This is a genomic window from Kribbella sp. NPDC006257, assembly GCF_040613535.1.
Lineage (GTDB): Bacteria > Actinomycetota > Actinomycetes > Propionibacteriales > Kribbellaceae > Kribbella.
Genome location: NZ_JBEXSJ010000032.1, coordinates 62,171 through 76,062, shown reverse-complemented (window position 1 = coordinate 76,062; position 13,892 = coordinate 62,171). Strand labels below are relative to the sequence as shown.

At 67.8% G+C, this 13,892-nt stretch carries 9 protein-coding genes; 3 read left to right on the top strand and 6 right to left on the bottom strand.

The window, feature by feature from the left end:
* Position 1 precedes the first annotated feature (1 nt).
* Both mreC and ABZ004_RS30835 read right to left on the bottom strand, forming a co-directional pair.
* Complete coding sequence (mreC, locus tag ABZ004_RS30840; RefSeq protein WP_355684595.1) at positions 2–922, bottom strand: rod shape-determining protein MreC; 921 nt, start codon at positions 920–922, stop codon at positions 2–4.
* A 3-nt stretch (positions 923–925) separates the two neighbouring features.
* Positions 926–1,951, bottom strand: a complete 1,026-nt coding sequence (locus tag ABZ004_RS30835) for a rod shape-determining protein (protein ID WP_355684594.1) — start codon at positions 1,949–1,951, stop codon at positions 926–928.
* Positions 1,952–2,307: 356 nt separating this feature from the next.
* Here ABZ004_RS30835 and ABZ004_RS30830 point away from each other — a divergent pair, with 356 nt between their 5' ends.
* Positions 2,308–5,073, top strand: coding sequence for a BTAD domain-containing putative transcriptional regulator (locus tag ABZ004_RS30830; protein ID WP_355684593.1), 2,766 nt, complete (start codon positions 2,308–2,310; stop codon positions 5,071–5,073).
* Positions 5,074–5,101: 28 nt separating this feature from the next.
* Here ABZ004_RS30830 and ndk read toward each other — a convergent pair whose 3' ends face one another.
* Genes ndk through ABZ004_RS30815 form a run of 3 tightly spaced genes read right to left on the bottom strand, consistent with a single transcriptional unit; the run spans position 5,102 to position 7,275 of the window.
* Complete coding sequence (gene ndk / locus ABZ004_RS30825) at positions 5,102–5,512, bottom strand: nucleoside-diphosphate kinase (protein ID WP_355684592.1); 411 nt, start codon at positions 5,510–5,512, stop codon at positions 5,102–5,104.
* Between the two features lie 51 nt (positions 5,513–5,563).
* On the bottom strand, positions 5,564–5,899 hold the full coding sequence (locus ABZ004_RS30820; RefSeq protein WP_355684591.1) for a DUF4233 domain-containing protein: 336 nt from the start codon (positions 5,897–5,899) through the stop codon (positions 5,564–5,566).
* Positions 5,896–7,275 (bottom strand): folylpolyglutamate synthase/dihydrofolate synthase family protein, encoded by a 1,380-nt coding sequence (locus ABZ004_RS30815; protein WP_355684590.1) that lies wholly within the window; start codon positions 7,273–7,275, stop codon positions 5,896–5,898. The genes ABZ004_RS30820 and ABZ004_RS30815 overlap by 4 nt, the downstream gene beginning before the upstream one ends.
* A gap of 73 nt (positions 7,276–7,348) precedes the next feature.
* Here ABZ004_RS30815 and valS point away from each other — a divergent pair, with 73 nt between their 5' ends.
* Both valS and ABZ004_RS30805 read left to right on the top strand, forming a co-directional pair.
* Positions 7,349–9,889 carry a valine--tRNA ligase gene (valS, locus tag ABZ004_RS30810; protein WP_355684589.1) on the top strand — a complete coding sequence of 847 codons (2,541 nt, stop codon included), beginning with the start codon at positions 7,349–7,351 and terminating at the stop codon, positions 9,887–9,889.
* A gap of 1,850 nt (positions 9,890–11,739) precedes the next feature.
* Positions 11,740–12,258: a hypothetical protein gene (locus ABZ004_RS30805; protein ID WP_355684588.1), complete on the top strand. Its 519-nt coding sequence runs from the start codon at positions 11,740–11,742 to the stop codon at positions 12,256–12,258.
* 203 nt (positions 12,259–12,461) lie between these two features.
* On the opposite strand, the gene clpX is transcribed toward ABZ004_RS30805, so the two are convergent.
* The gene (gene clpX / locus ABZ004_RS30800) at positions 12,462–13,757 is read right to left on the bottom strand and encodes an ATP-dependent Clp protease ATP-binding subunit ClpX (protein ID WP_355684587.1); all 1,296 of its coding nucleotides are present in this window, start codon (positions 13,755–13,757) and stop codon (positions 12,462–12,464) included.
* Between the last annotated feature and the right edge of the window lie 135 nt (positions 13,758–13,892).

Genomic DNA, 13,892 nt, shown 5'->3' with positions numbered 1-13,892 from the left:
CTCAGCCGCCCTTCTGCGGCGGCACCGTGCTGCGCGGCGGCCGGGCCGGCGGACCGGTGACCACGCCGACCGTGTCGATCCGGGTCGGGTCGGCGAACGGCTTCACCACCGCGGTCGACCCCAGCGTCCCCTCGTTCGGCGTGACGGTGGTGATCTCGCCGATCGGCACGCCCGGCACGTACGGCGCGTTGCCGCTCGAACCCCAGGTGACGATCCGGTCGCCGACCTTGGGCCGGGCACGCAGGTCGACCAGCTTGTAGTCCAGCGAACCGGTCACGTCGCCGCGGCCGGAGACGAACCCGAGCGCGAGCGTCGAGTTCAGCCGTCCGCCGACGGTGGAGTTGCGGTCGCCGATCAGCAGCACGGTCGCCGTGCCCTCCGTCGTACGGACCACGCGGCCGACGAGGCCGTCGCCGTTCAGTACTGTCATGTCCGGTCTCACCCCGTCCGCTGTTCCGGCATCGATGGTCACTGTGTGGTCGAAACTCTGCGCGCCGCCGATCCCGATCACCCGCGCGGGCGTGATCGTGTACGACGGGGCGACCTTGAGCAGCCGGTCCAGCTCCGCGGCGCGGTTGCGCGCGTAGTCGGTCGATCGCAGCTCGGTGGTGAGTTTCTCGTTCTCGGCTTGGAGTTTTTCGTTCTCAGCCTTCAAACTATCCACTTCCGCGAACCGGTCCCGCAGGTTGTCCACAGGCTGCCGGGCCGACGAGCCGGCCGACTCGAGCGGACCGAAGACCGACGCCGCGGCCTGCCGCAGCGGCTCCACCGGTGAACCGGCCGAGCGGCGCGCGTCGAGCACGATCAGCGTGAACGAGGCCAGGATCACCAGCGCCAGGATCGCCCGGCGGCGGCGGATCTCCCGCGGCAGGCCGGCCGACCTGACCAGGCCTCTGGCGGGGGTACCGAGGTCTTTGAGCATGGTTCAGCGGCGGTCGGTGACGAGGATGCGGTTCAGCGTCTCGATGTTGTCGACGCATTTGCCGGCGCCGAGCACGACGGCGTCCAGCGGGTTCTCGGCGACATGGATCGGGATACCGGTCTCGTGCCGGAGCCGCTCGTCCATACCCTTCAGCAGCGCGCCGCCGCCGGTCAGCACGATGCCCCGGTCGACGATGTCGCCGGCCAGTTCGGGCGGCGTCTTGTCCAGCGTCGCCTTGACCGCGTCGACGATCGCGGTGATCGGCTCCTCGATCGCCTGCCGGATGCTCGCCGAGGACACCTTCACGGTCCGCGGCAGGCCGGAGACCATGTCCCGGCCGCGGATCTCGGAGTCGGGTCCGTCGGAGGTCGGGAAGGCCGAGCCGATGGTCATCTTGATCTGCTCGGAGGTGGCCTCGCCGAGCATCAGCGAGTACTCCTTCTTGCAGTAGTTCACGACCGCCTTGTCGATCGCGTCGCCGGCCACCCGGATCGACTGCGACGTGACGATGCCGCCGAACGAGATCACCGCGACCTCCGTCGTACCGCCGCCGATGTCGACCACCATGTTGCCGGTGGCGTCACGGACCTCGAGGTTCGAGCCCAGGGCCGCGGCCATCGGCTCCTCGATGATGTAGACCTTGCGCGCCCCGGCCATGTAGCCGGCGTCGCGGACCGCGCGCTGCTCGACGGCGGTGATCCCGGACGGCACACAGACCACGATCCGCGGCTTCGCGAAGTACCGGCGGCGGTGCACGCGCTGGATGAAGTAGCGCAACATCTGCTCGGCCGCGTCGAAGTCGGCGATCACGCCGTCCTTGAGCGGCCGGATCGCGGTGATGTTGCCCGGCGTGCGGCCGATCATCTTCTTGGCCTCGTGCCCGAAGGCGACCGCTTCGCGCGGCTCGTCGGTCCGGGTCGCGACCACCGATGGTTCATTGAGGACGACACCGCGCCCCCGTACGTAGACGAGGGTGTTCGCTGTGCCGAGGTCGACCGCCATGTCGCGGCCGAGCATGCTGTTCGCCATCGCAGGCGCCTCCTGCTGCTCGTAGATCTCAGGCTAAGCGCGCAGCGTGCGCCACCGAGGGACCGACACGTCCCCGTCCGCCCGGCACAGATGGTATCCGGTGACTCACCGTAGGCAACTGGCGGGCTGGGAGTATCGAGTGGTACCGCTGCTCCCTGTTGCAGCGGCACCACTCGCCCCCAGCGCTCGCCCCTCCCCTGACGGGCGAGCCCTGTTCCTCCCACGGTGGGCCCGGGTACGGTCAGGCCGGCTATCCCCCGCGTTGGTAGCTTGACGCGCGGTTCCTTCACCACGCTTTCGCGGTGGTTTCACGCAACCACGAGCGCCGTCACCCTTTCCCGGTGACAATGGCCCGCATGGAGTTTCGGCTGCTGGGTCCGGTGGAGGTGGTGGACGACTCCGGCGCGCGGATCGAGCTGGCCGCCAACCGGCTGCGGGTGCTGCTCGCTGCCCTGCTGCTGCAGCCGAACCGGGTGGTCGGCGCCCAAGCTCTGGTGGACACGCTCTGGGAAGACGAGCTGCCGGCCAGACCACGGTCGGCACTGCAGACCTACATCTCACGACTGCGCACAATGCTCGGTACGCCGATGATCAGCACCGAGTCGGCCGGCTACCTGATCCGGGTGGACCCGGCGCAAGTCGACCTGGCTCGTTTCCGTGCACTGGTCGCAACAGCTACGGCTACCGCCGAGCCGCACGAACGCACCCGGCTATTGACCGAAGCCCTCAACCTCTGGCGCGGAGAGCCGCTAGCTGGATTGGCTGCAGGAGCACTGATCCGGGAGGCGATTCCAGTGCTGGCCGAGGAGCGCCTGCATGCGACTGAGCTGCTGCTTGGCGCCCGGCTCGAGCTTGGCGAACACGCGCAGATGACATCCGAGCTGAGCGGTCTCACCAAGCGCCACCCGCTCAGGGAGCCGCTTTGGGCTCTACTGATGGAGGCACAGATCCGGTCTGGGCGACCCGCCGACGCACTCGCCACCTACAGCGAAGCGTCCCGACGGCTGGCCGACGAGCTCGGTCTAGACCCTGGTCCGGCGCTGCGCCGTCTCCACCAGACAGTGCTCGCCACAGACGCGCGGGCAGCCGCAGTACGGACTTCTCGGGAGGTTGTGCCGCACCAGTTGCCTTCTGTCGGGCGTACCTTCGTCGGGCGGTCCAGAGAGTTGGCCGAGCTCGACCAGGCGCTGCTGGGGTCGATTGGTCCTACCTCCTCGATCGCAGTGATCTCCGGGACAGCAGGGGTCGGCAAGACGGCGTTGGCGGTGGCATGGGGTGAGCGGGTCTCGGCGGAGTTCCCCGACGGACAGCTGTACGTGAATCTGCGCGGCTTCGATCCCTCGGGCGACATGGTTTCGCCGGAGGACGCAGTACGGGGCTTTCTCGATGCACTGCAGACTGCGCCTGGTCGGATTCCGTTCGGACCGACTGCGCAGGCTGCGCTCTACCGGACGTTGCTCGCGGATCGACGGCTGTTGATCGTGCTCGACAACGCTCGTAGTGCGGAGCAGGTACGGCCGTTGCTGCCTGGTGGTCGTGGCTGTCGCGTACTAGTGACCAGCAGGAACCGCCTGCCAGGCTTGCTCGCCAGCGAGGGCGCCCGTCCGGTGTCGCTCGACCTGATGGACTGGGACCAGGCCCAGTCGCTCCTGGTCGGCGCTCTTGGCGCCGCACGCATCGCTGCCGAGCCGGCAGCTGCCGAGTCGCTCATAGCGCTCTCCGCTCGCTTGCCACTCGCACTGTCGCTCGTGGCTGCTCACGCGGCGGCACACCCGACCTGGTCTCTGGAGACAGTGGCGTTGGACCTACGGCGTACCAGACAAGGGCTTGACGCCTTCACCGGTGAGGATCAGATGACCGACTTGCGCGCGGTGTTCTCGTGGTCGTACCAGTTGGCGACCGGCACCTCGGCCCGCGTCTTCCGGCTGTCCGGACTGCACCCCGGACCGTACCTGTCCGTCGCAGCAGCAGCGGCCCTAGCCGGTACTACGCCAGAGCGCGTCCAGCTCGCATTGGCCGAGCTGGAGCGCGCACACCTGATCAGCCAGCTCGCACCGCAGCGCTACGCCTCACACGACCTCCTCCGCGTGTACGCCGCGGAGCTGGCCGGCTCCGTCGACAAGGAGCAGGAGTGCCGCCAAGCACTGTGGCGCCTCCTCGACCACTACCTCCGTACTGCGGATGCAGGCGACCAATGGCTCCGCCCACACCGCGATCCCGACGTACTACCCGAAGCCACCGGTACGCCGTACGTCCTGAGCTTCGACGGCTACCAGGAGGCGTTCGACTGGTTCGAGGCCGAGCACCCCAACCTGCTCGTGCTGATCGAACACGCCGCACGCGAGGGATTCGACAGTCACGCGACGCATCTCGCCCGGACGATCACCGGGTTCCTGGAGCGTCGTGGGCTCTGGAACAACTGGATCGACATCATGCGGACCGCAGTGGATGCCTCCAGGCGATCCGGGGACGTGCACGGCCAGGTGATGGCTCACCGCTACCGGGCGCATGCTCTGGCTCGCCAGGGCCGCCTGGACGAAGCACTCGCGGAGTCAGAGTCCGCCCTCGACCTCGCAGTACGGACTGGTGATCAGGTAGCGCAGGCGTGGTGTCAGCGGGTTGTGGCGTTCGTGCTGGCTCAGCAGGAGCGGTTGAAGGAGTCGTATGACCACGACCTGATCGCGTCCGAGCTGTTCAAGGCCAGTGGGCACAGAACCGGTCAGGCACTCGCACTGAACTCGTTGGGATGGCTGCACGCTTCCACGTTCGGGGAGTACGACCAGGCTGTTGAGTACTGCACGCAGGCGCAGCGGCTTTACCAAGAGGTCGACCACAAGCTCGGTGAGGCAGCGACCTGGGACCATCTCGGCTACGCCCACCGCGGTCTAGGGAACCTCGCCGAAGCGGCCAGCTGCTATCAGAAAGCACTGGAGCTCTATCAAGAACTTCACGACAGCTACTACCAAGCCCTGATGCTGCAGAACCTAGGCGATGTCGAGTACGACCAGGGCGACCTCGAGTCGGCTGGTGGTTGGTGGGAGCAGGCCCTGGACCTCCTCACCGATCTCAACCACCCCGCTGCGGAGACCCTGGACAGCAAACTGCGCTCGATCGACACCTGAACCGATCGAGCGCAGTACCGCACCTGTTCTACGGCAGGTCGGGGAACCAGATCTTGATCTCGCGGGAGGCGGACTCCGGCGAGTCGGAACCGTGCACGAGGTTCTCGCGGTTGGACAGCGAGAAGTCGCCGCGGATCGTGCCGGGTGCCGCCTTCCGGCCGTCGGTCGCGCCGTTCAGGCCGCGGATCACCTCGATCGCCTCGTCGCCCTCGAGCACCAGGGCGACCAGCGGGCCGCTGGTGACGAACTCGCGCAGCGGCGGGTAGAAGTCCCGCTCGACGTGCTCGGCGTAGTGCTGGTCGGCCATCTCACCGTCGATCGTGCGCAGGTCCATCGCCACGATGCTCAGTCCCTTCGCCTCGAACCGGCCGAGGATCTCGCCGACCAGCCCACGGCGTACCGTGTCGGGCTTCAGCAGGACCAGGGTGCGCTGCGACATGTCTCCACTCTTTCCTTCGAGTTGGGGCGGCAGTTCTATCGGGCGCCGAGCCTAACCGGCCTGGGCCTGCTGCGCCTTCTTGGCTTCGTCGATGCGCTTGCCGAGGACATAGGCCAGCACCCAGAACGCGGCGAACGCGAGTCCCAGGACGAACATCACCGGTACGACGAAGCCGAGGCCGACCGTGGCGACCTGGATGGCCCAGCCGAGGACGTAGCCGACCTGGTTGCGGAGCAGGCCGGCGGCGACGATCGCCAGCAGGGCCAGACCGAGGCAGAGCGGGATCGCCGTACCAGGTTTCACGTCGGCGACCGAGATCATCACCGGGGTGACCAGGGCGAGCACCAACGCCTCGAAAGCGAGCACGATCGACGCGAGCGACCTCATTGCTGCTCGCCGTACGGGTTCTGCGCGCCCTTCGGCTTGCGGACCAGCAGCGTGCGGGCCTCGCCGGCGGTGATCACGCTGCCGGTGATCAGGACGCCGCCGGTGCCCATCGCGATCGCGTTCTCCTCGGCCAGCCGGATCGCGTCGTCGATCGCGTCGAGCAGCTTCGGCCGGACCAGCACCCGGTCCTCGCCGAACACCTCGGCGGCGAGCTCACCCAGTTCCTCGGCCGGCATCGACCGGTCGACGAACGAGTTCCGGGTGCAGACGACCGTCTCCATGATCGGCTCGTACGCCTCGAGGATCGCGTACACGTCCTTGTCCTTCATACAGCCCAGTACGCCGATCAGCGGGTTGAACGCGAACGCCTCGGTCACCGCGGCCGCCGTCGCCTCGGCCCCGTGCGGGTTGTGCGCCGCGTCGACGATCACCGTCGGGCTGGTCCGGACGACCTCCAGCCGGCCCGGGCTGGTCACCTCGGCGAAGCCCGCCTGGACCAGCTCGTTGTCGATCCGGCCCTCGGTCTGCGCGGTCGCCCCGAGCAACGCCTCGACCGCCGCGAGCGCCGTGGCCGCGTTGTGCGCCTGGTACTCGCCATACAGCGGCAGGAAGATCTCCTCGTACGTGCCGCCGAGCCCCTGGACCGAGATCAGCTGCCCGCCGACCGCGACCGTCCGGCTGGTGACGCCGAACTCGAGCCCTTCCCGGGCGACCTGGGCGCCGACCTCGTTGGCCCGGCGCTGCAGCACCTCCAGTACGTCGAGGCTCTGCTGCGAGATCACCGCGGTGCCGCCGGGCTTGATGATGCCGGCCTTCTCGCCCGCGATGGTGACCGGATCGGCGCCCAGGATGTGCGCATGGTCGACCGCGACCGGGGTGATCACCGAAACGATGCCGTCGGCAACGTTCGTGGCGTCCCATGCGCCGCCCAGGCCCACCTCGACGACCGCGACGTCGACCGGTGCGTCGGCGAACGCGGCGTACGCCATCGCGACCATCACCTCGAAGAACGACAACGGGTGCTCGAACTCGTTGTCCACCACGTCGACGTACGGCACGATCTCGGTGTAGACCTCGACGAACCGCTGCTCGTCGATCGGGTCGCCGTTCAGCGTGATCCGCTCCCGGACCGACTCCAGGTGCGGGCTGGTGAACCGGCCGGTCCGCAGCCCCGCCTCGCGGAGCAGCGAGTCGACCATCCGCGCGGTCGAGGTCTTGCCGTTGGTCCCGGTCAGGTGCACCACCGGGTAGGTCTTCTGCGGATCGCCGAGCAGCTCGACCAGGCGCCGGATACGGTCCAGGCTCGGGTCCATCTTGGTCTCCGGCCAACGGGCCTGGAGCTTCGCCGACACTTCGGCGTACGAAAGGTCACTCATCAGGCTGCCCAGTCTAGGAGGGGGTGTGGATAACCCGTCGAGAGCACCCCTTGACAACCACTAGGATTGGCGCATGAGCGAAGCGTCCCGTGTTCCTGACAAGCCCACCCTCGAAGGCCTCGAGGAGAAATGGGCTGCCGTATGGAAGGAGCAGGCGACCTACGCCTTCGACCGGACCGCTTCCCGCGAAGACGTCTATTCGATCGACACCCCGCCGCCGACCGTCTCCGGGAAGCTGCACGTCGGCCACATCTTCAGCTACACCCACACGGACCTGATCGCGCGATTCCAGCGGATGCGGGGCAAGAAGGTCTTCTACCCGATCGGCTGGGACGACAACGGCCTGCCGACCGAGCGTCGCGTCCAGAACTACTACGGCGTCCGCTGCGACCCGACGCTGCCGTACGACGCGTCGTTCGTCCCGCCGGAGAAGCCGGACCCGAAGAAGCAGATCCCGATCTCCCGGCAGAACTTCGTCGAGCTCTGCGGTGAGCTGACGCACATCGACGAGCAGGCGTTCGAGCGGATGTGGCGCCAGGTCGGCCTGAGCGTCGACTGGTCGTACCTCTACACGACCATTTCGGACGACTCGCGTCGTACGTCGCAGCGTGCCTTCCTGCGCAACTATGCCCGGGGCGAGGCGTACCTTTCGGAGGCGCCGACGCTCTGGGACGTCACTTTCCAGACCGCCGTTGCGCAGGCCGAGCTGGAGGCCCGGGAGTACGCGGGCGCCTTCCACAAGATCGCGTTCCACGGCCCGACCGGCCCGATCTACATCGAGACCACCCGTCCCGAGCTGATCCCGGCCTGCGTCGCGCTGATCGCGCACCCGACCGACGAGCGCTACAAAGATCTCTTCGGTACGACGGTCCGCTCGCCCCTGTTCGACGTCGAGATCCCGGTTCTGGCGCACGAGGCGGCCGAGCCGGACAAGGGCGCGGGTATCGCGATGTGCTGCACCTTCGGCGATCTGACCGACGTCGTCTGGTGGCGCGAGCTGCAGCTCCCGGTCCGCACGGTCATCGGCCGCGACGGCCGGCTGCTGCGTGAGACCCCGGCGTGGCTCGAGGGCTCTTCCCTGTACGCCGAATTGGCGGGCAAGACCGTCTTCAGCGCCCGCGAACTGGTCGTCGCCAAACTTCGCGAGAGCGGCGATCTCGACGGTGAGCCGAAGCCGACACAGCGGATGACGAACTTCTTCGAGAAGGGCGACAAGCCGCTCGAGATCGTCTCCACCCGGCAGTGGTACATCGCCAACGGCGGTCGCAGCGAGGACCTGCGCAACGAGTTCATCGAACTCGGCGAGCAGGAGGAGTTCGTCCCGGAGCACATGCGGCACCGCTACCTGAACTGGGTCAACGGCCTGAACGGCGACTGGCTGATCTCCCGCCAGCGCTTCTTCGGCGTTCCCTTCCCGGTCTGGTACCCGATCGACGCCGATGGCGAGCCGGACTACGACCACCCGCTGCTGCCGCGCGAGGAAGACCTCCCGATCGACCCGACCTCCCAGGTCCCTTCGGGGTACGACGAGTCGCAGCGCGGCAAGCCGGGCGGTTTCCAGGCCGATCCGGACGTGATGGACACCTGGGCGACGTCGTCGCTGACGCCGCAGATCGTCACCGGCTGGGAGCGAGACCCGGACCTGTTCGCCCGGACCTTCCCGATGGACCTGAACACGCATGCGCACGACATCATCCGGACCTGGCTGTTCTCCCGGATCGTCCGCGCGCAGTTCGAGAACGGCACGCTGCCGTGGAAGCGCTCGATGATCTCGGGCTTCGTCGTCGACCCGGACCGGAAGAAGTTCAGCAAGTCCAAGGGCAACGCGGCGCTGCCGGACGACATCTTGAACAAGTACGGGTCGGACGCTGTTCGCTGGCGTGCGGCGATGGCTCGCCCTGGGCTGGACTCGCCCTTCGACGAGTCGCAGATGAAGGTCGGGCGGCGGCTGGCGATCAAGGTTCTGAACGCGTCGAAGTTCGTTCTCGGCTTCGGTGCGACCTCGGTCGACGCCGGCGCGGTCACCGAGCCGGTCGACCTGGCGATGCTGGCTCAGCTCCGCACGGTCGTCGAGGAAGCCACCGCGGCCTTCGACCGGTACGACTACACCGGTGCGCTGGAAGTCGCGGAGCGGTTCTTCTGGACCTTCTGTGACGACTACGTCGAGCTGGTCAAGGAGCGCGCGTACGGCGGTCACGGCGAGACCGGGGCCACTTCGGCGAAGGCCGCGCTCGCGGTTGCCTTGTCCGTCCAGCTGCGCCTGCTCGCGCCGTACCTGCCGTTCGCGACCGAAGAGGTCTGGTCGTGGTGGCAGGACGGTTCGATCCACCTCACCTCCTGGCCGGTCGCAGACGTCGACGTTGCCTCGACCCCGCACGACCCGGCGGTCCTGGACGCGGTCTCCGAGGTGCTCGCCGGGATCCGCGGCGCGAAGTCGACCGCCCAGGTCTCGATGAAGACCGAGGTCTCCAAGGTCGAGGTCAGCGGCCTCGCCGACCGGCTCGCCCTGGCCGAGCAGGCCGAGGTCGACCTGCGCGCCGCAGGCCGGATCATCGGCGAGATCGTCTGGAGCCCGGACGAGTCCGACGCGGTCTCGGTGATCGCGGCCCTCTGACCGTCCGGCTCCTCAGCAGCAGACACTGGTAGCGCCCGCTTCTTCGGAGGCGGGCGCTACTGCTATGAACCGAACAGCTACGCTGCGGAACCAGTTTGCCCCGATGTGCAAGCATCGGGCTGGCCCGTGATCTGTCCCGAGGAGCATGCCTGATGAGCGACCCGAACACCCCGGCCGATTCGGACCGCCCCACCCCGGCATCCGACACCCCGCCCGAGGTCGCTCCCACCAAAAAGGCGGCTGCGAAGAAGTCAGCCACCCCTCGCAAACGAGCCCCCCGCAAAACCGCCCAACCCAAGCCTTCCCCCACCACCCCGCCGGCGAAGACCCCCGCCGCAAACTCCACCACCACCCCGGCCCCAGGCACACCGGCTACCCCTGCGGCCTCCACCACCCCACCCAACCCGGCCACTTCAGCTAGCCCCGCCACCCCAGCTGCCTCGGGTAGCGCGAACACCTCGGGTACCGCGGCCAGGGCGGCTGCCAAAAACACCTCCTCCACGCCGCCGGCTCCGGAGCCTTTGCCGTTCGACGCCGCCACCGATGAGGCGACGCCGGCCACAGCGCCCGAAGTACAGGAATCTGGGAGCGGTCCCGCATCGAAGTCGTCTTCCGCGTCCACCTCCCAGGCAACACCCGCTAGTCGAGCCCCGGAAACGACCTCCCGGCAGACTCCGATGCCGACGCAAACCCCGCTCCCCAAGCAGACACCCCTGCCTGCCCAGACTCCGCTCCCCGCCCAAACCCCCATCCGCACCACGCCGTCCTCCGGCACAGCACCAACAGAAACGCCTAGCAGGACTGATCCAAGCTCCCCCAAGGAATCCTCAGGCGCTCCCTCCCCAACTCCCCCGGCGACGCCTCCAGCCGGACCGACCCTCGGCTCCAGCGCAGCCGCCGCAAGCACCACAGCCCGCCCCCGCACCACCTCCGCTCCAGCACCAGCCCCCACAGGAGGCAACGGCGCACCGGCACCTGCCTCCACCCGCAGCACCACGCCCTCGGACGCAGCTCCCCAAACCCCGAGCACGTCTACCTCGACCGCCGGTTCCACTCCTCCAGCCGCCTCGGCCGCGGCTCCAGGTACACCCACGCCGACCTCAGCGTCGGCCGCCCCGAGCACCAAACCAACCTCTACTTCGGGCACTCCCTCACTAGGTACGCCTACCGGAACACCCGCCCCAAGTTCAGCAACCCCGTCCACTCCCCGCCCGCCTTCCACGCCTGCCTCTGGCACCCCCACCAGCTCGTCCCCAGCAACTTCACGCCCCACAACCCCGCTCAGCAGCAGCCCCACGCCTGCTCCGAGACCGGCCGCACCGGGCAGCGGCACAGCTGGCTCGACCACCAACAGCTCGCCTGCGGGCGCGCCTGGTGTGACACCTCCGGCTGCCGCAGCAGACAGGTCCGCGTCGGCAACCAAACCCGGCGACACCGGCAAGACAACACCGCGCTCGTCAGCCGGAGCGCCCAGCTCGGCGGCCTCGGGTAGCGGCGGAATCACCTCCGCTGCTGCCGGATCAGGTTCGGCGGCGGGAGGTACTGCGGCTGGCTCGACCTCGGACAAGACAACACCGGGCTCCTCAGCCGGAGCGCCCAGCTCGGCGGCCTCGGGTAGCGGCGGGGTCGCCTCCGCAGCTGCTGGGTCGGGTTCGGTGGCAAAGGTTGGTGCGGCTGGGTCGGCCTCCGGGTCTGCGGCAGCGGGTTCGGTAGGTGCGGGTGGGGCCGGCTCGGCTGCAGGTGGGGGTGGTTCCGGCTCGGCTGCAGGTGCGGGTGGGGTTGGCTCATCTACCGCTGCGGGTGCGAGTTCGGCGTACGGGGTGGGGAGTGAGAAGAAGAAGAAGGTGGGGGTGCGGAGGAATCCGTGGGTTGTGGTGGGTGGGGTTGTGGTGGTGTTGCTGCTGGTGGCTGCGCTTGGGTATTTCAGCGGGATCGGGCCGCTCAGCCGGTTGAACACTGCGCGGACGATCGATCCGCCGGCGAAGCTGGGTGGGTTGGATCGGATCACGGATTCGCAGATCCGCAGCCAGCTGCAGCTCGACCAGACGCGGGAGGAACTGAGCCGGCTCAACGACGGCAAGCAGGCGACGGTCGAGGCGTACGGGAGTGTCGACGGCAAGCGGCTGTTCGTCGTGATCGCGGTGCGCGGAAGTGTCGATGTCGACAAGACCATCAAGGATTCCGGCGTCACACCTGACAAGGTGAAGACGGTCGGCAAGTCCATCTGCGTCGAGGCAACCGCCACCCTGCAAGCACAGTGTTACCGCAGCTCGAACAAGCTCACCGTCATCGCCCAGGCCGGCAACGAAGGCGTCACCGTCGACGAGGTCGGCCCCATCTCCGACGAAGCCTTCAACGCAATGAAGTAACCCTGAGCTCTGCGGCACCGCGGGAAAGTTGCCAGCAGCAACTTTCTCTGAAAACGCTGAGGCCAACTGGGTAAAGAGATCCGCCAAGCCAGGCCACTGCGCCGTCGAGTGCAGCGACCGGAAGATGAGCCACGAGAAAGGAGGCCGGGTCCGCCTTGCAGCGGACTCCGGCCTCCCTCACGAAGAGTGCCCCTGGAAGAGGGTCAGGCGGTCTTCTCGCGTCGTTCGCGCTTCCGCTCCATCTGGTCGCGCGGGATCAGCGTCGGGTTGACGTTCTCCAGCACGACCTCGCCGGTGACGACGACCTTCGCGACATCTTCACGGCTGGGCACCTCGTACATCACGTTGAGGAGCACCTCTTCCATGATGGCGCGCAGGCCGCGGGCCCCGGTGCCGCGGAGCAGGGCCTGGTCGGCGATCGCCTCGACCGCGTCCTCGCTGAACTCCAGCTCGACGTTGTCGATCTCGAAGAGCCGCCGGTACTGCTTGACCAGTGCGTTCTTCGGCTCCGACAGGATCTTGATCAGCGCGTCGCGGTCCAGCGGCGACACGGTGGTGATCACCGGGAGCCGGCCGATGAACTCGGGGATCAGGCCGAACTTCAGCAGATCCTCCGGCATCACGTCGGCGTACGTGCCGGCCTCGCGCGGCTTCTCGGTCTCCCGCGACATGCTGAAACCGAGGGTCTTCTTGCCGACCCGCTGCTCGACCATGTGGTCCAGCCCGGCGAACGCGCCGCCGACGATGAACAGCACGTTGGTGGTGTCGATCTGGATGAACTCCTGGTGCGGGTGCTTGCGGCCACCCTGCGGCGGCACCGAGGCCGTCGTACCTTCCAGGATCTTCAGCAGGGCCTGCTGGACGCCCTCGCCGGAGACATCGCGGGTGATCGACGGGTTCTCGCTCTTACGGGCGATCTTGTCGACCTCGTCGATGTAGATGATGCCGGTCTCGGCCTTCTTGACGTCGTAGTCAGCGGCCTGGATCAGCTTCAGCAGGATGTTCTCGACGTCTTCGCCGACGTAACCCGCCTCGGTCAGCGCGGTGGCGTCGGCGATCGCGAACGGGACGTTCAGCATCCGGGCCAGGGTCTGCGCCAGGTAGGTCTTGCCACACCCGGTCGGCCCGATCAGCAGGATGTTCGACTTCGCCAGCTCGACGGCCTCGTCCTTGGCGTGCCGGCCCGCGGTCGACGATGCCTGCCCGTCGCGCACCCGCTTGTAGTGGTTGTAGACGGCCACCGCGAGGGCCTTCTTCGCCACGTCCTGTCCGACGACGTAGGCATTGAGGAAGTCGTAGATCTCGCGGGGCTTCGGCAGCTCCGTGAGGCCGACCTCGGAGCCCTCGTTCAGCTCCTCCTCGATGATCTCGTTGCAGAGATCGATGCATTCGTCGCAGATGTAGACGCCGGGACCGGCGATGAGCTTCTTGACCTGCTTCTGGCTCTTCCCGCAGAACGAGCACTTGAGCAAGTCGCCGCCGTCACCTATGCGTGCCACCGGGACAGATCCCTTCTCTCACTAGCTGAGGCCGGGCCGGGCCGGAACCCGAACCTAGATTCCGACGGTACCGCGCCTGGAGTCCGAACGCTGCCCTCTCCCACGCGTCGTGTCTACGCCCGTGGCGAACGTCCC

Bases quoted from the DNA above. Each gene is read 5' to 3' on its own strand.
- mreC (WP_355684595.1), bottom strand. From the start codon at position 922: ATGCTCAAAGACCTCGGTACCCCCGCCAGAGGCCTGGTCAGGTCGGCC.
- ABZ004_RS30835 (WP_355684594.1), bottom strand. From the start codon at position 1,951: ATGGCGAACAGCATGCTCGGCCGCGACATGGCGGTCGACCTCGGCACA.
- ABZ004_RS30830 (WP_355684593.1), top strand. From the start codon at position 2,308: ATGGAGTTTCGGCTGCTGGGTCCGGTGGAGGTGGTGGACGACTCCGGC.
- ndk (WP_355684592.1), bottom strand. From the start codon at position 5,512: ATGTCGCAGCGCACCCTGGTCCTGCTGAAGCCCGACACGGTACGCCGT.
- ABZ004_RS30820 (WP_355684591.1), bottom strand. From the start codon at position 5,899: ATGAGGTCGCTCGCGTCGATCGTGCTCGCTTTCGAGGCGTTGGTGCTC.
- ABZ004_RS30815 (WP_355684590.1), bottom strand. From the start codon at position 7,275: ATGAGTGACCTTTCGTACGCCGAAGTGTCGGCGAAGCTCCAGGCCCGT.
- valS (WP_355684589.1), top strand. From the start codon at position 7,349: ATGAGCGAAGCGTCCCGTGTTCCTGACAAGCCCACCCTCGAAGGCCTC.